At 71.3% G+C, this 17746-nt stretch carries 17 protein-coding genes and 1 pseudogene; 10 read left to right on the top strand and 8 right to left on the bottom strand.

Annotated features, from left to right (window positions below; all coding sequences use genetic code 11):
* Window positions 1–43 precede the first annotated feature (43 nt).
* The 4 genes from D7X32_RS26965 to D7X32_RS26980 are packed head-to-tail and all read left to right on the top strand — an operon-like array spanning window position 44 to window position 4057.
* Window positions 44–841 (top strand): TadE/TadG family type IV pilus assembly protein, encoded by a 798-nt coding sequence (locus D7X32_RS26965; RefSeq protein ID WP_120605446.1) that lies wholly within the window; start codon window positions 44–46, stop codon window positions 839–841.
* Window positions 820–2361 (top strand): pilus assembly protein TadG-related protein, encoded by a 1542-nt coding sequence (locus D7X32_RS26970; protein ID WP_120605447.1) that lies wholly within the window; start codon window positions 820–822, stop codon window positions 2359–2361. The genes D7X32_RS26965 and D7X32_RS26970 overlap by 22 nt, the downstream gene beginning before the upstream one ends.
* A complete protein-coding gene (locus D7X32_RS26975) occupies window positions 2361–3344 on the top strand; it encodes a hypothetical protein (RefSeq protein WP_120605448.1) in 984 nt (327 codons plus the stop codon). The genes D7X32_RS26970 and D7X32_RS26975 overlap by 1 nt, the downstream gene beginning before the upstream one ends.
* A 5-nt stretch (window positions 3345–3349) precedes the next feature.
* The gene (locus tag D7X32_RS26980; protein ID WP_244239198.1) at window positions 3350–4057 is read left to right on the top strand and encodes a hypothetical protein; all 708 of its coding nucleotides are present in this window, start codon (window positions 3350–3352) and stop codon (window positions 4055–4057) included.
* 18 nt (window positions 4058–4075) lie between these two features.
* Here D7X32_RS26980 and D7X32_RS26985 read toward each other — a convergent pair whose 3' ends face one another.
* Together D7X32_RS26985 and D7X32_RS26990 are read right to left on the bottom strand one after the other, a co-directional pair.
* Entirely contained in the window at window positions 4076–4630 is a 555-nt protein-coding gene (locus D7X32_RS26985) for a hypothetical protein (RefSeq protein WP_171447481.1), read from the bottom strand.
* A gap of 2 nt (window positions 4631–4632) precedes the next feature.
* Entirely contained in the window at window positions 4633–5394 is a 762-nt protein-coding gene (locus tag D7X32_RS26990; RefSeq protein WP_120605451.1) for a hypothetical protein, read from the bottom strand.
* Window positions 5395–5499: 105 nt separating this feature from the next.
* On the opposite strand from D7X32_RS26990, the gene D7X32_RS26995 reads away from it, so the two are divergent.
* Window positions 5500–6228, top strand: a complete 729-nt coding sequence (locus tag D7X32_RS26995) for a hypothetical protein (protein ID WP_120605452.1) — start codon at window positions 5500–5502, stop codon at window positions 6226–6228.
* Here D7X32_RS26995 and D7X32_RS27000 read toward each other — a convergent pair.
* The 3 genes from D7X32_RS27000 to D7X32_RS27010 all read right to left on the bottom strand — a co-directional run bounded on the left by D7X32_RS27000 (window position 6197) and on the right by D7X32_RS27010 (window position 9502).
* Window positions 6197–7135, bottom strand: coding sequence for a hypothetical protein (locus tag D7X32_RS27000; RefSeq protein ID WP_147450277.1), 939 nt, complete (start codon window positions 7133–7135; stop codon window positions 6197–6199). The two genes, D7X32_RS26995 and D7X32_RS27000, sit on opposite strands and share 32 nt — an antisense overlap.
* Before the next feature lie 82 nt (window positions 7136–7217).
* Complete coding sequence (locus D7X32_RS27005) at window positions 7218–7613, bottom strand: hypothetical protein (protein WP_120605454.1); 396 nt, start codon at window positions 7611–7613, stop codon at window positions 7218–7220.
* Window positions 7614–7738: 125 nt separating this feature from the next.
* Window positions 7739–9502, bottom strand: coding sequence for an ABC transporter ATP-binding protein (locus tag D7X32_RS27010; protein ID WP_120605455.1), 1764 nt, complete (start codon window positions 9500–9502; stop codon window positions 7739–7741).
* Between the two features lie 157 nt (window positions 9503–9659).
* Between D7X32_RS27010 and D7X32_RS27015 the strand changes: the two genes are divergently transcribed.
* The 4 genes from D7X32_RS27015 to D7X32_RS27030 all read left to right on the top strand — a co-directional run bounded on the left by D7X32_RS27015 (window position 9660) and on the right by D7X32_RS27030 (window position 15320).
* On the top strand, window positions 9660–10100 hold the full coding sequence (locus D7X32_RS27015; RefSeq protein ID WP_120605456.1) for a hypothetical protein: 441 nt from the start codon (window positions 9660–9662) through the stop codon (window positions 10098–10100).
* Between the two features lie 124 nt (window positions 10101–10224).
* The gene (gene dnaJ / locus D7X32_RS27020; protein WP_120605457.1) at window positions 10225–11346 is read left to right on the top strand and encodes a molecular chaperone DnaJ; all 1122 of its coding nucleotides are present in this window, start codon (window positions 10225–10227) and stop codon (window positions 11344–11346) included.
* Between the two features lie 189 nt (window positions 11347–11535).
* Complete coding sequence (locus D7X32_RS27025; protein ID WP_244239197.1) at window positions 11536–13680, top strand: penicillin-binding protein activator; 2145 nt, start codon at window positions 11536–11538, stop codon at window positions 13678–13680.
* Window positions 13677–15320 (top strand): WD40 repeat domain-containing protein, encoded by a 1644-nt coding sequence (locus D7X32_RS27030; protein WP_120605459.1) that lies wholly within the window; start codon window positions 13677–13679, stop codon window positions 15318–15320. Before D7X32_RS27025 ends, D7X32_RS27030 begins: the two co-directional genes overlap by 4 nt.
* On the opposite strand, the gene D7X32_RS27035 is transcribed toward D7X32_RS27030, so the two are convergent.
* Window positions 15314–16006 (bottom strand): ferredoxin reductase domain-containing protein, encoded by a 693-nt coding sequence (locus D7X32_RS27035; RefSeq protein ID WP_120605460.1) that lies wholly within the window; start codon window positions 16004–16006, stop codon window positions 15314–15316. The genes D7X32_RS27030 and D7X32_RS27035 overlap by 7 nt on opposite strands.
* A 55-nt stretch (window positions 16007–16061) precedes the next feature.
* Here D7X32_RS27035 and D7X32_RS27040 point away from each other — a divergent pair, with 55 nt between their 5' ends.
* Complete coding sequence (locus tag D7X32_RS27040) at window positions 16062–16847, top strand: transglycosylase domain-containing protein (RefSeq protein WP_120605461.1); 786 nt, start codon at window positions 16062–16064, stop codon at window positions 16845–16847.
* A 7-nt stretch (window positions 16848–16854) separates the two neighbouring features.
* Here the strand turns inward: D7X32_RS27040 and D7X32_RS27045 are convergent, their stop codons facing one another.
* Together D7X32_RS27045 and D7X32_RS27050 are read right to left on the bottom strand one after the other, a co-directional pair.
* Window positions 16855–17337: a hypothetical protein gene (locus D7X32_RS27045; RefSeq protein WP_120605462.1), complete on the bottom strand. Its 483-nt coding sequence runs from the start codon at window positions 17335–17337 to the stop codon at window positions 16855–16857.
* A 10-nt stretch (window positions 17338–17347) separates the two neighbouring features.
* Window positions 17348–17746: pseudogene (locus D7X32_RS27050) on the bottom strand (serine/threonine protein kinase); the annotation flags it as partial.

Consider the following 17746-nt stretch of genomic DNA (forward strand, 5'->3'; position numbering starts at 1 on the left):
CCCCAATCATCGAGAATCTAGGAGGAAGGCAGCCTCCCCTCATATGGCCTTCCTCCGTCCCCAGCGTCGGCAGCACGAGTCCGGTCAGGCCGCCGTGGAAGCGGCGTTGTGCATGCCGCTCGTGGTGTTCATGGTGCTGGGCTCGCTGCAGCTCTTCATGCTGTTGCAGGGCCGCATCCTGGCGCAGGTGGCGGTGTACCGCGCGGTGCGCGCGGGCAGCCTCAACCACGGCAGCTGCGAGGCGATGACGCACGCGGCGCTGGTGACGATGCTGCCCACGGTGGAGCACACCCGCACGCCCGCGCAGCTGGCGAATGCGTTTGATGAGCGCAAGCGCAACTACCTGCGCGTGCGCGGCTCCAAGGGCACGCTCTTCACCGAAGGGCCCATGGTCGAAATCGTCCGCGAGTCCCCGGACGTGGGCTGGGTGCGCAGCCTCGCGGGTGACGAAGATTTGCTGTTCGACGCGCCCACGGACTCGGCCGCGGAGATGCAGCGGCGCACGCTCGAGATCCGCATGGTGGCCTGGTACTACATGCGCATCCCGTTCGCGGACTGGGTGATGAGCCGGATGTTCCTGGCCCAGTTCCACCTGAAGAACTACACGGCCGCGAACCCGCTCAACCCGGCGCAGAAGGAGTCCGACTGGTGGGCGGACACCGACGTGGAGCTGGGGCCGGATGACTGGCCCGGCGGGGACCTGGGGGACCGGATGCTGCGCTGGAACGCGCAGGGCCACTACCTGTTCCCCATCCAGGTCCACGCGGCCATGCGGATGATGACCCCGGTGAAGGCGTCGAACTTCCAGGGAGGTGCCGGATGCAGCCTGCACGGCTTCTGAAGGCCCACGCGCGCGGCCAGGCGCTGGTGTTGTTCTCGCTGACGTTCCTGCTGCTGACGCTGATGGTGCTGCTCACGCTGGGCTTCGGCATGCGCGCCAAGGAGCGCGTCGAAATCCAGATGGCCGCGGACGCGGCGGCCTACAGCCAGGCGGTGTCCACGGCGCGCACGTTCAACGCCATCGCGGTGATGAACCGCGCCCAGATTGCCCACATGGTGGCGATGGCGGGCACCCAGTCGATGATCAGCTACGGCAGCCAGATGTACGCCGCGCGGCAGACGTCCTCGTGCCCCATGCCCGGGCCGGCGTGGTCCGGCCTGGACGAGGCGGCGGCCATGCAGACGTTGTCGCTGCAGGGGCGCGCGGGCTCCATGTTCCGCGCGGAGCTGGCCATGTACAACCGGCTCATCGGCACGCACCTGGCGAACCAGGGCCTCACGAACCTCATCGCCAAGGAGATCAACCCGGAGCTCCTCGCTCCGCCCGAGGGCGCCAACAAGTCGCTGGCGGAGGTGTCCGGCGGCGCGTCTTCCGGCTCCAGCTACGACGACCTGATGCAGCAGGAGAAGACCGGCACGGTGCCGGAGACCTCCGGCGCGGTGATGCCCACCGGTGGAGGCCAGGGCGACGCCACGCGCAACGCCACCATGGGCAGCCTGGGCTGGTCCTGGGTGCACAACCGGGCCAGCGGCAGCGCGGGCTTCGGCTCGGGCGCCGCCGCGCACAACCCGGGCTTCCATCACTACGCCAGCGCGGCCGCGATGGACTCCTCCACCTACCAGACCATCTCCGGCCGCAACTCGTGGGCGCACGACCACGGCCGGGCCATCACGGACACCTGCCCGGACGGCACCCCCATCCCCGCCGCGGCGACGGACGCGTGGGTGATGTCCGACGAGCGGCAGTCCGACGAGGACCAGCACGTCTACGGCGCGAACAAGCCGCCGCCCGGCCAGGGCGCGGAGAACAACACCACCGTGGACGAGCGCCACACGCTGGGCGCCTGCGTGGTGTGCCCCGGCATCTGGCCCTACTCCGTGGGCTTCAACGCGGGGCTGCTGCACGGCAACGCGGATGAGAACGACTACGGCCAGCCCAAGCTGTACGCGATGCTCCAGCGCGACTACGCCAGCGGCTCGCGCCGCGCGAAGCCGGACCCGTGGAACCTGCTGTTCACCTTCAAGTTCGCGAACCAGGAGACGGAGTTCGACAACGCCGCGCCGCTGGGCCGCATCCAGCCCACGGGCCGCGAGGACGTGCAGCGCAACCAGGTGGCGCTGGCCGCGGGGCTCGCCTACTACCACCGGCCCCGGCCGGCGGCGGCGGGCGGTGGCTGGGAAGAGCCGCCCAACTTCCTCAACCCCTTCTGGCGCGCCACGCTGGTGAGCACCGAGGGCGCCCGCGACGACAAGCCCGCGCGCAGCCTGGAGCAGGCGGGCTTCTCCGAGCACGCGGACGCGCTGCGCCGGCTGGACAACGCCGGCTACCGGGGCGGCAGCAGCACGGGCGGGAGGTACTGATGAACGCGCGTGTTTCCAGGTCGCGCCGGGGTCAGGCGCTCGTCGAGACGGCCCTGGGGTCCATGGTGTTCGTCACCATCCTCCTCTTCGGCATCTACTTCGCGGAGGTGGGCGCGCTGACGCTCAAGGTGCAGGAGGCCGCCAACTTCGCGCTGTGGGAGGCCACCGGGCACGTGATGCACAACCCTCAGGCCGGCGTCTTCCAGCGCTCCAACGCGGAGGCGCTGGCGTCCTCGGAGGCCTCCGGGCGCTACCAGGACTTCGACGGCCGGGCCAGTCAGACGAGCGGCGCGATGACCTTCCAGCTGGCCATCGCGCGCGCCACGCGCGTGGTGGTGGACTGTGAGTCGACGCGCCCCGCGGGCAGTCCCGCGGACATCCTGGGCAGCCGTCCGGAGGACGCGGATCCGGGCTCGGCGGCGCTGGGGCTGGCCATGAACACCCAGTCCGACGGCATCTCCTGCAACGCGTCCACCAACCTGCGGGCGGAGCGGCTGGGCAACTTCATGGAGCCGGAGTTCTTCAAGGTGTCGCACCGGCTGGCCAGCGACCAGTTCCGCGTGTGCGCCGCCGGGCGCGCGTCCGGCGGGCGCTGCACCCGGCGCTTCTTCATGCTGCTGGACGACTGGGGCCTGGCGGGCGTGGCGGAAGGGCGCGAGTGCCCGCTCAGCGCCAACACGGGAGGCGCCTGCGCGAACGTGGACTACTACGGGTGGGCCGAACGGGTGTACCGCGAGAACGGCGGCGGCGGGAGCGCCGGCAGCGCGCTGATGGCGGGCGTGGGCGCGACGGGCGGCGTGAACGAGGACCAGTTCTTCATGAGCTTCCGCGGCGCGGAGAGCAACTACGAGCAGAGCATCGGTGCGTCGCACGCGGGCAACCAGACCGTCTGGGAGACCACCCCCTTCGTGGCGCCCAACATCTCCCCCAACTACCGGAGCGACGGCCGGCGCAACAAATGGCTGGGAGGCGTGCCGCATTGAGCGGGGTGGGTGTCCGCGGGCGCGTGGCGGGCGGAGTGCTGGCGCTGATGATGGCGCTGCCCGCCGGGGGCCAGGACGCGGGCGTGCCGGACTCGGGCGTGCAGGCGGCGCCGCGCTTCGCGTGGCCCCGGCTCCAGGTCATCGCGCACGTGGAGTCCAGCGACCTGGTGGAGGCGGGCGGCATCCCCGTGGCGCTGCGCGCGGTGCACGTGAAGGAGAACATCCGCGACCTGGTGCAGCGCTTCGCGGATGCGTTCCGCGACGGCGGGCTCTACGTGCCGCCCGGCAAGGAGCAGGCGCAGTACGCGAACAACGCGGCCATGCTCACCGCGTTGGATCCGAAGCGCCGCATCACCTACACCGTGGTGATGATGCCGCAGCAGGACGGCACCACCACGCTGTACCTGGGGGAAGCGAACCACGCGCTGGCGCGTCCGCAGGAAGCCGCCGGGGACTTCGCGCCGCTGCCGCCGCGGGCCCACGGCGTGCTGCGCGTCAACGCGGAGGGCTCGCGCACGCTCACCTTCGAGGTGCCGCTCACGGGGCCTCAAGTCGAGGCCTTCTACGACGACGCGCTGGCGAAGGCCGGGTGGAAGCGCGGCGACGAGGCCGGCATGTACTCGCGGACCGGCGCGGAGCTGCGGCTCACGCACCAGCCCGCCAGCGACGGCCAGCGCGGCGTGGTGCTCATCTACCAGCAGCGCGCCCGCTGACGGCGACGCGCGCGTTGATCAGGCGCGCAGCTTCTCGCGCAGCGCCTTCGCGCGGCCCTGCATGTCGGGGTCCAGGCCGGTGAGCTCGATGGACTTCAGCCGCTGGTCCAGGCTCTTGGGCAGCTTCTTCTGGAGCGTGCCCGCCTCCTGGAGCGACTCCAGCTTCGCCAGCGCCTTGTCCACGATGCGCTCGCGCGGGTGGTCCAGGAGGCTGTCGAGGAAGTACGCGTCCTCGGGCATGTCCGGATACTTCTCCAGGTAGTCCACCACGCCCTTCACCCAGTCCGCGCGCGTCTCCGACTCCTGCACCTTGCGCAGGGCTTCCTTCTGGGCCTTGCGCTTGCCTTCGGGGTCGAACGTCTTCGCCAGCCCTTCCGGCAGCTCGCCGCCGGTGAAGAGGGCGTCCGCGGCCGTCTTGTATTTCTGGTAGCTGGCGCTGCGCTCCAGCTTCTGCTGCGCCGGGTCGTCCTGGCGCGAGTGGTACTTGCTCTTGCCGCGCTGCGCGTCCAGCTCGCGGTAGGACTTGTTGCGCTTGCCGGTGAAGCCACCACCGTCGTTGTCGTCTCGGGCCATCTTCATCTCCCCTTGCGGGCGCGCCACAGCGCCGCCAGTCCCCGCCGGACGAGGGTGCGCACCTGCGCCAGCTCCTCGGGGGCGAGGGGGTGCTCCTCGTCCTGCTCCGCCTCGAACAACGCTTCCGTCACGTATTCCTGGAGGGTGTCCGGCGCGGGCGGCGCATCCGGCTCCCTGTCCAGGGCCCTGGCATCCACTGCCGAAAGCCCCGGCGGCCAACCCAGCTCCAGCATGGCATGCAGCTCGAAGAGCAGGTGGCGGGCGACCCCATAACCTTCGTCCGTGAGGCCAGCGGCGTCAAGCGCACCCAGCAGGCTGTCCTGCCGGTTCTCATACGCGTGCATCAGCCGCGTGCGCGCCTTGTCGTCGTCCTCCAGGTAACGCCAGGCCGCCTCCACGAATTCGCCGGTGGGCTCGCCGGGATGGAAGGGCGCGGGCGGTTGCAGCCGCTCCTTCTTCGGGCGCGGCGGGCGGGGGCCGTCATCCAGCCGCACCTCCTTTCCCTCCTGCACCAGGTCCCAGAGGCCCAGCAGGTTCTGGTACAGGCGGCGCGCCAGGTCCGGGTCCTGGAAGCGGGGCTCCCCGTCGAAGAGGGTGGGAATCACCTCGGTGTGGTCGGCGCCTTCCGCGCGCGCCTCGCGCATGCGTTCGAGCACGTCGGCGGTGTCGCAGGGACTGCCGGCCAGCTCCAGCAATCCGTCGAGTGTCTGTGCACCCTCGAACTGGCGGACGAAGTCGGGGGCTCGGTTCTTGGAGCGGCTCATCGTGGAGTGGACGGTAGGCACAAGGCGGGCATCCGCGCACGGGGCAATCACGCCTGGGTGGCGCGGCTTCCGTTTCGGGCGCGGCGCCCCTACTCTGCGGCAGTCATGGTGGAACCTTCGTCCGACCCCTTGAAGTCCGCGATGCAGGAGCTCTACCGCGCCCGCGCGGTGGAGGGACCTCTGGGGGAGAACGGCCTGCGCACCGTCTGGCACCTGTCTCCCCAGGGCGCGGAGCTGATGTCGCTGGTGGACGAGGACGGCCGGGTGCGCAGGCAGGAGCTCACGCTGCTGGATGAGCACTGCATCTGGGCCAGCGGACAGGGCGTGCGCACGGGCCGTGTGGAAGCCGGCAAGGCGCGCCCCGTGTCCACGGAGGTGCGCGCGGACCCGGAACTGGTGCCGCATCGGCTGGTGCGCGCCGCGCAGGCGCTCGCCACCTACGAGGGGCAGGACCGTTACATCCTGCACATGCAGCGCGTGCTGGCGCTGGCGCGCGAGGGGCTGGAGATGTCCAGCGTCACGTCTCCGGAGCATCTGGGAGAGCACCTGGGCCGTGGGCCCGGCCCCCGCGACACCGTCGCCACCCGGACCGTGACCTTCACGCCGGTGGATCCGCCGCGGGAGGCCGTCTCCCACGCCGCCGCCGCGCCGGAGTCCCTGCGGCAGTCAGCCCCGGAGCCTGAGCCCGTGCTGCTGCGGCACGGTCAGCCGCTGCCCAATGAAGTGCTGCCCCCGGTGGTGCGCAAGTCGGAGGGCCTGGTGATGGTGGCCGTCTTCGCCTTCGCCGTCGTGGTGGGGCTCGTCATACTGTACGTGCTGTCGCGGGGAAGCTGAGCCGCACGGGCGAGTGCTCGCCCATCAGGTGCGTCACGTCCGCGTCGGTGGGCACGGGGCCGGACGTCCGGCGGCCCGCGGTCACGCGCTCGGGCCCCAGCGTGGTGTGCAGCGGGTGCGCATCCAGCACCAGCAGGACGGCCACCGCGGCGGTGAGCACCAGGCCGCCCACCCACTCCAGCGCGCGCGTCCGCCGGGCCTCGCGCGCGCGGTACGTCATCAGCCAGGTGACGCCCAGTACCAGCAGACAGGAGAAGCAGCTCCAGCGCACCGTGCGCAGCCGCGCCGCCTGCGCCATGCCCTCCGCCATCAGGTCCGGGCGGAGCGCGCCGGGGGCCCGCGACAGCCGCGACAGCAGCGTGAAGAGCTGATGCGACTCCAGCGTGCCCACCACCGCCATGCCCGCCAGCGCCGCCGACACCAGGCTGCCCAGGAGCAGGCTCCTGCGCGTGCTGTCGTCCTGACCCGCGCTCATGCGGCTGAGGCGCGCCAGGCCCAGCGCCACCGACAGGGCGCCCAGCAGCACCGCGCTCGTCCAGGCGCCAAGCAGCCGGGGGGCCATCGCCTTGCCCATGCCCGCCGTCAGCGCGACGCCCGCGTCGCTGGCGGACACCAGCGGCAGCGCCGCCTGCATCCGCTCCAGCAGCACCTCCGTGCCCAGCAGGCCCAGCGTCCAGGGCACCGTCGCCATGCCCACCATCACCGCCAGCGGCACCGTGCGGCCCAGCAGCGTGGAGCCCGCCGCGCAGCTGAGCAGCGGCACCTCCACCAGCAGCGCCAGCCCCAGCAGCACCGCGAAGGGCCCCGCGGAGGCCACCACGCTCAACAGGCCGGCGGGACTGCTGCCCAGCAGCGCGGGCAGCGTGGCCCCCAACACGCACACCGTGGTGGGGACGGCCAATGCCACGACGAACGGTCCGGGCGCGACGTGGGGTCTGACAGGAACAAGCATTTCCCGTAAGGATAGGCTCTTACTGAATCCCGGTAATTCAGACGGGGGGACGACCCACGAGCCAGTACACGACAGAGCAGACGGCGCCGGCCACGGGAGCGAGCACGATGCCCCAGAGCAGCGTCTGTCCGCAGTCCGCGCCATCGCAGCCGATGCGCCCGTAGGCGAGCACGCCGCCGGCGAGCATGGGCAGGTGCATGCCGGCGATGAAGAGGCCCAGGCCGCGCAGCACGAGCCCCCGGTACCAGGGCCGCGTCCACAGCCGGAAGACGAGCGGGACGAGCACGAGGGTGCCGGTGAAGGCCGAGGCCAGCGCGAAGTGCCGGGCGGCCACCGCGACGCACGCGCCCGCGGCCAGCAGCAGGGCGGGCACCATCAGGAGCGTGTTGAGCGACAGAGGCGCTCGTTCGCGGGGCGGCGGCGTCGGAGGCATGGGCCGGGGCGGAAGGGTCGCAGGGCGTGCCCGGTCGCGCAAGGACGGGAAGCAGGGAGGGGTGGGCACGGCCGAGAGGGTCGCGCGCTCGCGATGGGGAACGCCATGGCCCCGCGGGGCGGCGTTCAGGCGGCGACGGCGCCTTCGCCCAAAAGGCGCGTGTAGCGGCCCCGCAGCGCGAGCAGCTGCTCGTGGGTGCCGGCCTCCACCACCTGGCCGCCCTCCACCACCGCGATGAGGTCCGCGTCGCGCACGGTGCTCAGCCGGTGCGCGATGACCAGCACCGTGCGGCCCTTCATCAACGCCGCGAGCCCCGCGCCCACCGCCGCCTCGCTGGTGGCGTCCAGGGCACTGGTGGGTTCATCCAGGAGCAGCAGCGACGGGCGGCACAGGAACGCGCGCGCCAGCGCCAGCCGCTGCCGTTGTCCGCCGGACAGCCGGCTGCCCCGCTCGCCCACCGGTTCGTCCAGGCCGCCGGGCAGCGCCCGCACGAAGTCCTCCGCGTGCGCCAGCCGCAGCGCTTCCCACAGCGCGTCGTCCGGTGCGTCCGGCTGCCCCAGGCGCAGGTTGTGGCGCACGGTGCCGGAGAAGAGCACCGGCTCCTGCGGCACCCACGCCACCTGCCCGCGCACGCTGGACGCCTTCAGCGACGACAGCGGCACGCCGTCCCACTTCACCTCGCCGCCGCTCGGAGGAAGGAAGCCCAGGAGCACGGAGAACAGCGTCGTCTTGCCCGCGCCGGACGGGCCCACCAGCGCCACGCGCGCACCCGCGGGAACCGTCAAGTCCACGCCCTTCAGCGCTTCACGGCCGTCCGCATAGGTGGCGCGCACGCCGGACAGCTCCAGGGCGCGCGACAGGGGCGGAGCCTCCGCGCCCACGTCCGGCGGCACCGGCGCGTCCGCGAGCGCGAAGAGGCGCTCCGCCGCCGCCAGCCCCGTGAGCACCTGGGACAGCGTGCCGCTCAGCGACTTCACCGGTTGGTAGAGCAGCAGCGCCGCCGCCATGAAGGACAACAGGCGCCCGGCGAGCGTTGGATCCATGGACACCGCGCGAGCCCCCCACGCCACCGCCGCCGCCACGCCCACGATGCCCAGCAGCTCCACCGTGGGGCTGAACGCGCCGCGGATGAAGAGCGAGCGGCGCATCTCCGACAGGTACGCCTCCGCCTCCTGATCGAAGGACTCCAGCGCGCGCGGCACCGTGCCGTAGGCCTGCACCACGGGGAGGTTCTGGAGCTGTTCGGCGGTGATGGCGCTGAGCGCGCCCAGGTTCGCCTGCGAGCGGGTCGCGACCTTCTTCAGCGAGCGCGCGAAGCGGTTGACCGGCAGCACGGTCACGGGGACGACGATGAACGTGAAGAGAAAAAGCTTCGCGTCGATGAGGAAGCAGGTCGCCAGCAGTGCGCAGATCTGCAGCCCATCCCTGACGTACGATGACAATGCCTGGGTGACGGAGAACTCCACCAGGGGCACGTCCGAGGTGAACCGGGAGACGATTTCTCCCGAGTGACGCTGTTCGAAGAACGCAGGCGGCTGGGCGAGCAGGCGGCCGTAGAGAAAGCCTCTCAGATCCGCCATCACCCGCTGGCCCAGGCGCTGCATCAGGCCCCCCTGAAGGAACTGGGCGGTGGCCTTCACCATCGCCACCGCGACCACCAGCAGGGGCAGCCGGGACAGCAGGGCCTCCGGCGACAGGGTCATCCCCGCGACGGTGACGGGGGCGCCGGTGAGGACGGCGCGCAGCAGCGGCCCGACGATCCACGCGTACGCGGCGGTGGCGGCCGCGGCCGCGAGCGAGGCCAGCGTGCCCGCGAGAAGCAACCGGCGATACGGGCTCAGGTAGCCCAGGAGCCGGCGATAGACGTGCGCGGAGGGACGGGGGGCCACGGAGGGGGCGCACTCTGTCACCGAGGCGACGGTGGGTCCAAGCCAAAGGGACGTGGGAAGCGGGCGTGCATGGCCGCCTGCCCCACGGCCGGTCAGGGAGCGCTCGCGCCCGCCTGCGTTGCCGCATCCCACACATGCGGACAGCTTGAGATGCGCCATGGAAACCAACTCCGAGAAAGAAGTCCTGTTCAATCCCGGCTGCGAGTCGGTCGTGGATGACGAAGAGCGTCGCCGTCTGCTCTGGCTGATGGCCGAGTACTTCCGCACCATCGGTTACTCGGACATCAAGGCCCGGCTCCCTGGCTTCATGCCACCGCCGGTGCTCTCCGGAACCATCGAGGATCACCGGCCGGACTTCACCTGCCGCCAGTCCGACTCCGCCCGCACGCCCATCATCCTGGAGATCGTCACCCCGGGAATGGTGGATGATCCGACCGCGGAGAACCGCTGGAGCCTGCTGGCGAGCGCCGCCAAGCTCTACAACGCGGAGCTGCACTTCGTGGTCCCCAAGTGGTCCATCAACGGCCCCGTGGACCCGACCCTCAAGCGCCGGCTCGCCCGCATGGAGCTGACGGTGAACCGGGTCTGGACCGTGTAGCGCGCGTCCCTGCTTCACACAGGGTTGGACCGGGCCTGGATTGCTGGCGAGTTTCGCTGCGTTATAGTGACTCCGATTCTCTACGCAGCTTGAAAACGCCAGCAAATTCCAGGGGTTCGATTCAATGGCAGGGGCCGCAGGGCAGAAGCGCGACTACTACGAGGTCCTGGGCGTCCAGAAGAGCGTTACGGCGCAGGACCTGAAGAGCGCGTTCCGGAAGGTCGCGTTGCAGTACCACCCGGACCGCAACCCCGGGAACCACGAGGCCGAGGAGAAGTTCAAGGAGGCCTCGGAGGCCTATGAGGTCCTGAGCGATCCGGACCGGCGCACGAAGTACGACCGCTTTGGACACGCGGGCAACCCCTTCGGGGATGCGGGCGGCGGCTTCCAGGGCGTCAACATCAACGACATCTTCGGGGAGATCTTCGGAGACATCTTCGGGGGTGGCGGCGGGCGTGGCCGGCAGCGGAACAGCCGGGGCGCGGACCTGCGCTACAACCTGGAGATCTCCTTCGAGGAGGCGGCGTTCGGCTGCCGTCCGAAGGTGACCATTCCCCGTCCGAAGAAGTGCGAGACCTGCTCCGGCTCCGGCAGCAAGAGCGGCGCGGCGCCCCGTCCGTGCGCGGCGTGCGGCGGCAGCGGTGAGCTGCGCTACTCGCAGGGCTTCTTCGCGGTGTCCCGGCCGTGCGGCGACTGCGGCGGTTCGGGCGCCACCATTCCGGATCCGTGCGCCAAGTGCCGGGGCTCCGGGAAGACGCCGTCGGAAGAGGTCATCGAGGTCGCCATCCCGGGCGGCGTGGACAACGGCACGCGCGTGCGGCTGGGCGGCATGGGCGAGCCTGGCGATCGGGGCGGACCTCCGGGTGACCTGTACGTGACGGTCATCGTGCGCGAGCACCCGCTGTTCCAGCGCGAGGAGTACGAGGTCTTCTGCGAGGTGCCGGTGTCCTTCACGCAGGCGGCGCTGGGCGCGAAGATCGACGTGCCCACGCTGGACGGCAAGGTGAAGATGACCATCCCGCAGGGGACCCAGTCCGGGAAGGTGTTCCGCCTGAAGGGCAAGGGCATCCCGCACCTGCACAGCCAGCAGCGCGGGGATCAGCACGTGCGCGTCATCATCGAAACGCCCACGGAGCTGTCCTCCAAGCAGCGCGAGCTGCTGGAGCGCTTCGCGGAGGTGTCCGGCGAGGAGACCCATCCCCAGTCGAAGTCCTTCTTCGACAAGGTGAAGGAGCTCTTCGGCTAGGAGGCCGGGCGTGCGTCCGGGGCCACACGCGAGCGTGGCTCCGGGACCGCACGAAGTGGGGGAGGGGAGGGTGCTCCCCCTCGGTGACGCACGCGGGCACGCGAGGTGCACTGAAGCGGACGTTCCAGGGGAATCTTCCCCCCGCTCAAGTGTCGACGGAGCCGCACCCGCGCTGCTATGCACCTCGCCATGGAAGTCCTCTCCGCATCGCGCCGCGCGCTCGTCGCCGCGCTGGCCCTGACGTTGACCGCCTGCCCCAAGACGCCCTCCCGCACCGACAGCCGGGACGACACCTCCGGGGACGACACCGCCCAGAACAACCGCCCACGCGTGGAGGCGAAGCAGGACGCCACCGCGAACGCCGCGCTCGCGCAGGCCCGCACGCAGGCGCAGGCGAACCCGGACAAGAAGCAGGCCGCGGAGACCTACCTGTCCGTGCGCAAGGCGTACCCCGCCACCACCGCCGGCCAGGACGCGCTCTACAACGCGGGCGTCCTCTACTTCGAGGCGAAGGACTACGCGAACGCGCGCAAGACCTTCAACGAGCTGCTCTTCGAAAACCCCCTCTACACCCAGGCCGAGGACGCCAAGCACAAGCTGGCCGTCTCCGCCATGGAGGTGGGCGCCTACCGCGACGCGTACCAGACGCTCACCAGCCTGGCGGAGCGCGCGACAGGGGCGGAGAAGGAGCAGCTGCTGAAGGAGGCCGCGCGCGCGGCCGAAGGCGCGGGCCTGTTCACCCAGGCGCTGTCGTCCGCCGTGAAGGACGCGGGCGACGCGCAGACGCAGGAAGAGAAGACCGCCGCGGTGGACAAGGTGGAGAAGCTGGTGGAGGGCCGCGCCAGCTTCCTGGACATCGCCCGCGTGCAGGAGGGGCTGTCCCCGTCCAACCCCGCGTGGCCGGTGCTCCAGTTCAAGCTGGCGCGCATCTACTACCACCTGCGCGACTGGACCCGCCTGGAGGAGACGCTCCAGACGTACCTGCGCGAAGCGCCCAACAGCACCTTCGCGCCGCAGGCGAAGGAACTGCTCGCGCGCGCCACCCGCCGCGTGGAGGTGCGTCCGCGCACCGTGGCGGTGCTGCTGCCCATGACGGGCCGCTACCAGCCCATTGGTGAAGCGGTGCTGCGCGGCGTGAAGCTGGGCCTGCAGGGCAGCGACATCGAGCTGGTGGTGAAGGACACGCAGGGCGACGTCAACAAGACGGGCCAGGCGATGGAGCAGCTGGCGTTCGACGACGGCGCCATCGCGGCCATGGGCCCGCTGCTGGTGGATGACACCAAGCGCGCGGCGCTGCTGGCCGAAGAGCTCCAGGTGCCGCTTTTGACGCTGAGCCGTCAGGAGGGCATCACGGACATTGGCCCGTACGTCTTCCGCAACATGCTGACGAACTCCGCGCAGGCGCGCGCCATCGCGGACTACGCGATGAACGTGAAGGGCTACAAGAAGTTCGCGGTGCTCTACCCGAACATTCCCTACGGCGTGGAGCTGGCGAACGAGTTCTGGGACGACGTGGTGTCGCGCGGTGGCGCGGTGCGCGGCGCGGAGTCGTACTCCTACGACCAGACCACGTTCACCGGCGAGGCCAAGCGCCTGGTGGGCCGCTACTACCTGGAGGACCGCGGCGACTGGGCGGAGGCCGTGCGCGACGTGCAGGGTGAGAACATCACGGACGCGTACCGCCGCCGCAAGGCGATGGAGAAGGCCCGCAGCGGCGTGGAGCCCATCATCGACTTCGAGGGCCTCTTCATCCCGGACGACTGGCGCCGGGTGAGCCTGGTGACGCCCGCGCTCGCGGTGGAGGACATCGTCACCAACGCGTGCGACCCGCGCGACCTGGAGCGCATCCGCAAGACGACGGGCAAGAAGGACCTGAAGACCGTCACGCTCTTCGGCACCAACCAGTGGTCCAGCCCCAAGGGCCGCTCGGGCCTGCCGGAGCTGCTGGAGCGCGGCGGCAAGTTCGTCACCTGCTCGGTGTACGTGGACGGCTTCTTCGTGGACTCGCAGCGGCCGGCCACGCAGAAGTTCGTGAAGACCTACCGCGACGCGTACAAGGAGATGGGCCGCGACCCGGGCCTGCTGGAGGCCATCGGCTACGACTCGGCGCGCATGGTGCGGCAGGTCATCGACAAGCAGCGGCCCAACTCGCGCGCGGCGATGCGCGAGGCCCTGGCGGGGCTGAAGGACTTCGACGGCGCCACCGGCCGCACCTCGTTCAACGACAAGCGGGAAGCGGACAAGCAGCTGTTCCTCCTGTCCGTGGACAACAAGGGCGTGAACGAGATCAACGTGGACAAGGAGAAGGCCGCCGTCCGCGGCTCGGGTTCATGAGCCTGCGTGCAGGGGGCTTCGTTCTCGCGAGCGCGCTGGCGCTCACGGGCTGCGCGCACGCGCCCGCGGGGCTGGGGCCGGACACGCTGGGCCGGTTGGAGTCCACGCCCGGAGGCTTCCTCTCCGGCGCGGTGGAGGGCTTCGACGGGACGCCCACCGTCCTCAACCGCAAGGACGTCATCTGGACGGTGGACTTCGCGCCCCGAAGCCCGCTCGTCGCGTACACGCGCTTCGCGAACGGCACCATCGGTCAGCGGCTCACCGTCTGGGACCTGGGGGCCGCGACAGGCACGGCCGCGCCCACCCAGCGGTTCGACGCCCTGGTGAACGCCTCCGAGTTCGATCCGGAGGGCGTGGCCTTCGCTCCCGACGGTGCCCTGGTGGCGACGGTGAGCCGCAGCGGCGCGGTGCAATTGTTCGACGTGGCCACGGGAGCGCAGCGGGCCCTGCTCGCCACCGAGGAGCCGCTGGTGTCGGTGGCCTTCCATCCGGACGGCAAGTGGCTGGCGGTGGGCAGCACCCAGGGCCTGGTGTCGCTCGTGTCGGTGCCGGAGCTGACGTTCGCCGCGGAGGCCCGGCTGCACACGGGGCCGGTGAGCGCGTTGGCGTTCACGGCGGGCGGGACCCTCTACTCGGGGGGCTGGGACGGCCACGTGCGCGCGTCGGACACGCCGGAGCAGACGCTCAAGCCGGACGCGGCGCGCACGCACTTCGAGCGGCGCGGCGGGTTCGCGGCGCTGCAGGGGCGCGTGGACAGCGGGCCGCCGGTGGTGCTGGCGCTGGACTCGCGCACGCCGGTGGTGGTGCTCACCACGGCGGCGGCGACGGCGTCCGGCATCGACGTGGCGTTCCTGAAGGACACCGTCACCGTGCCGGGCGCGCTGGGCAACACCGTCGCGCGGCTGTCGCGCGGACGCACGCTGCGCTTCAAGGCGCTGACGCTGCCAGGCGTGGACGTGGCGGTGTGTGACGCGTGCGTGCCCCAGGGCATCCAGGGCGTGCTGGGTGCGCCCTTCAGCGAGCGCGTGGACACGGTCTTCGACGAGACGACGGCGGAGGCCATCCTCACGTTGAAGGGCGGCGCGACGGAAGGCGCTGCCGCGGTGACGTCCCGCGGGCTGTCGCCGCGCCTGGACTTCACCTTCCCGGCGCACGTCAACGACCTCACCGTGGATGCGCGCGGACAGCGGCTGGGGGTGGCGTTCAGCCAGGAGAAGGCGGAGCGCACGCTCGCGGTGTACCAGCGCGAGCGCAAGGGCGTGGAGGAGCCGCAGGGGCCATGGAACGCGGGTGCGCTGGTGGACGCGGCCTCCGGCAAGGTGCTGCGCAAGTGGGAGCTGCACCACGGCGTGGTGTCCACGGCGGCCATCTCCCCCGACGGGCGTTCGCTGGCGTCGGGTGGGTGGGACCGGCGCGTGTACCTCTTCACCGAGGCGGAGCAGGCGCCGAAGGGCGAGCTGGAGTTCGGCTGGTCCGTGCGGCGCGTGCGCTTCTCACCGGATGGACGTCTGGTAGGCGTGGCCGCATGGACGCGCGTGAACACCGTGGGCAGCCAGGAGAGTGACCCGGCGGCGGTGGTGGTGGGCGTGCGCTACGCGTCGCCCACCGTGGAGCCGCGCGGGGCGGCAGCGGCTCAGTAGTTGAGGAACACGGCGCTCCTCGGAACGCCGCGCTGGGCCAACTGGGCCATCACGTCCTGCACCATGTCCGCGGGGCCGCACACGAAGGCGATGGCGTGCTCCAGCCGCTCCTCGCCCAGGTGGGCCTGCACGTAGCCGGTGAGGCCCTGCCAGCCGCTGGCGCCGGGGCGGCTCACGGTGCACAGCACTCGCACGCCGTCCGCCTTCCACTGCTCCAGCTCATGCTGGTACGCGAAGCTGACGGGCGTGCGCGCGCCGAAGTACAGCGTCACCCGGCCGTAGGCGTGGCGCTCCTGCCGCACGCAGGCGATGACGGGGCGGATGGCGGAGATGCCGGAGCCGCTGGCGAACAGCAGCAGGTCGCGGCCGCGCGCCTTCTCCATGGGGAAGCCGGGGCCCTCCGGACGCTTCACCTCCACGCGCGCGCCCACGGGCAGGTGCAGCAGCGCGGAGGGCAGCGCGCCTTCGTCCTTGAGGAGGAACTCCCACCGCGTGCCGGCAGGGGCGGGCGGCGAGGCGATGGCGAACATGCCTGGCTCCCCACCGGGGAGGCGCAGCTGGACGTACTGGCCCGGCTGGGCGTGCGAGCCCACGAGTGGCGTCCCGCCGATGTCGAGCACCCAGTCGGTGAGGCCATCCGCCGCGGGGGTGCGGGCGGTGACGGTGGCGGTGTGCCAGTCGCTCATGGGGGCTTTCTAACCCGTCCTCCTGGCGCGTGCCTGCCCTGCTAGAGTCTGCCTTGTGAAGACTGTGTTCTGGCTTTTCATGTTCCTTGTCGGCCTGGCCGGCGTGGTGATTCCGCTCACGTACCTGTACACGGCCAGCAAGCTGCCGCGGCTGGAGAGCGAATTCGACGTCGAGAGCCAGCTGCGCCACCGCATCGAGGGCGACCGCATGAGCGTGCTGGTCGGCCGGATGGACCAGGGCGGCCGGGAGCGCGCGGCGGTGACGTTCACGCGGCCGGACTTCTCGCGGATGCCCAAGGACCTGGTGGCGCTCTACATCCGCCAGATGGAATGCCCCACCTACTTCCAGACGCCGCGCGAGGACGGGCGCGCATGGGCCTGGCGCCTGTTCGCCGGCGTGACGCTGGGCTCGGCGCCCCCCGGGGACGGTTCCTGCGAGCGGTGGCTGGCGATGCGCATCGCGCGGGAGATGGGCATCGAGGGTGACCTGCAGCTGTCCGTGGCCGCGCACCGGCTGCACGCCTTCTTCCAGAAGGACCAGCTCGTGGCCTACGACCTGTCCATCATCCGCTTCGAGCGCGGCGTCGTCGGCGTGGAGGACGCGGCCCGCAAGCTCTTTGGCCGCGAGCTGGGGGAGCTGCAGTTGTCGGAGCTGGCGGAGCTGCAGCTCGCGCTGCCGCCGTACGGGTTCTACGGCGACATCAAGGCGTGCAAGAACGCGAGCCTCATCCGGCAGAACCGCGACATGCTGTTGCAGGACCTGGCGGGCTACGCGCTGGTGAGCGAGGAGCGCGCGCGCAACGCCATCGCGCAGCCGGTGGCGTGCCTGTCGGTGAAGTAGCGGGCCGTCAGCGCCGCACCTCCGCGGGCACCTGCGGAAGCCAGCCCACCTCCAGCGCGCCCCACAGGCCCAGCAGGATGGCCTCCGCGGCGTCGTGGCGCAGCGAGGTGGGGCGGGGCGCGTGGGACCAGTCGATGACCCGCCGCGCGAGCCCATCCGCGGCGTCCTTCGCCTGCGAGCCGCTGCGCTGCTCCCGGGCGTAGAGCAGCCGGTGGCGCCAGTCCTCCGCGGCCACGCGCAGGACGGGCAGGGCGCGGCGCAGGGCCTCGCGCTCCCAGACGTCCGCGATGGGGCCACCTCCCTCCAGCACGAGCCACGCGAGCGGGGACGCGTCCTGGAGCACGGCGGGCACCGCGCGCTTGAGCCGCGCGTGCGTGCCGAAGTTCTGCGAGCGGTACCACCGCAGCCGCCCGTCCGCGCCGAAGCGGGCGAGTCCGCAGCGCAGTCCCAGGTCCACCGCGAGCAGCGCAGGACCTGGGGGCGCGGTCATGGCGTGGCGGCTACTTGAGGTAGCGCTGCTTCCAGTCGCGCAGGTCGCCCAGGATTTCCGCGCGGCCCACGGAGTCGTCCGCGTTCTCCAGCCGCTTGATCTGCTTGTCCAGGTAGTTGAGCGCGGCCTGCTGGGTGAGCCCCTTGTGGACCTTGTTGTCGGCGTACAGGGGACTGCTCTCGACCTGTCTCACGGTGGAGAGGATCTGATCCCGCACGGCGGACTCACTCGCGGACTCCGTGCGCTTGGGCGCCGGGTTGTCGCGGACGGTCTTCACGGCCACGGCCTTGACGGCGGGCGGCTCTGGCTTCGCTGGCGGGGGCTCCTCGACGGCGGCTACGGGAGGCGGCTCCTGCACGGGCGCGGCGAGGGCCTCCGGCGCGGGGGGAGGCGTGGGTTCGACCTTCGG

Source organism: Corallococcus carmarthensis (genome assembly GCF_003611695.1).
In the GTDB taxonomy this organism is placed as follows: domain Bacteria; phylum Myxococcota; class Myxococcia; order Myxococcales; family Myxococcaceae; genus Corallococcus; species Corallococcus carmarthensis.